The organism is Mesorhizobium sp. M1E.F.Ca.ET.063.01.1.1, from assembly GCF_003998155.1.
Lineage (GTDB): Bacteria > Pseudomonadota > Alphaproteobacteria > Rhizobiales > Rhizobiaceae > Mesorhizobium.
Window position 1 is genome coordinate 1 of record NZ_RZSC01001190.1, and the last position, 1,173, is coordinate 1,173.

Sequence of the window (1,173 nt, forward strand, 5' to 3'; positions counted from 1 at the left end):
CTGCGAAGGCAAGAGCGTCGTCGGCATCGGCGATCGTGCCCTGGCCGTGCTGAATGCGTTGCTGTCTTTCTACCCTGACAGCGAGTTGAGTGAGGAAAACGGCGTCATCGTGTTTCCCTCGAATGCACAGCTGTCCCTCAGGGCGCACGGAATGCCTGATACCACTGTCAGGCGACACCTGGCGGCCCTAGTGGACTGCGGGCTGATCATCCGTCGGGACAGCCCGAACGGCAAGCGTTACGCCCGCAAGGGCAGGGGAGGGGAGATCGAGGAAGCCTTTGGCTTCTCCCTGGCGCCGCTGCTGGCCCGTGCTTACGAGTTCGAGGCGGCGGCCGAGCGTGTTCGCGCTGACAACAGCGCGCTCAGGCTTATGCGCGAGCGGATCACCTTGCACCGCCGCGACATCCACAAGCTGATAGAGGCGGCCCTTGACGAAGATGTTCCGGGCGACTGGGGAAGCCTGTGGAAGCGTTTCCGCGGCGTTGTGGAGGCAATTCCGCGCCGAGCCTGCATCGCCGAACTTGAACCCATCGTAGCCGATCTGGCTGCGTTACACGCCGAAGTGGATAACTTGCTGGAAACTCACATGAAATCCACGAATCCGGGCGGCAATGACTCTCAAAACGAGCGGCAGCAACCTGATTCAAATACCGACTCTACTTTTGAATTTGAACCTGCTTTAGAGAAAAGCGGGGCGACGGCTGAGCCAAAAACGAGGACCGCAGAGCCCCCGAAAACGTACCCGCTAGGGATCGTGCTGAAGGCCTGCCCGGAAATTGCGGATTACGCCGTCGACGGGATCGGCAACTGGCGCGATTTGATGGTCACGGCGGCCCAGGTGCGCGGTTATCTCGGCGTGTCGCCTTCCGCATACGAGGACGCCTGCCATGAAATGGGGCAAGAAACCGCCGCAATGGTGATCTGCTGCATTCTGCAACGTGCTCAGCACATCAATTCCGCAGGCGGCTATCTTCGAGCGCTGACTGATAAGGCGAGGGCAGGGCAGTTTTCGGTCGGGCCGATGCTGATGGCTGCTTTGAAAGCTAATGGGTCACCGACCAGGATGACCGGATAACTGGCGAGCGTGGCGATCGGGCCCGTGGCGGCAGTCTGCGGCTGGTATCAGGGCGTCCCCCTGGCTTGAATTGCTTCAGTAAGCCGGCGGTGTCTGCT

Annotated in this window: 1 protein-coding gene; it reads left to right on the forward strand. The window is 60.8% G+C overall.

Features of this window, described 5'->3' with window-relative positions; genetic code table 11:
* A partial coding sequence (repC, locus tag EOA29_RS37145) for a plasmid replication protein RepC (RefSeq protein WP_127222439.1) occupies positions 1-1,075 on the forward strand: 1,075 nt, incomplete at its 5' end.
* Positions 1,076-1,173: the final 98 nt, after the last annotated feature.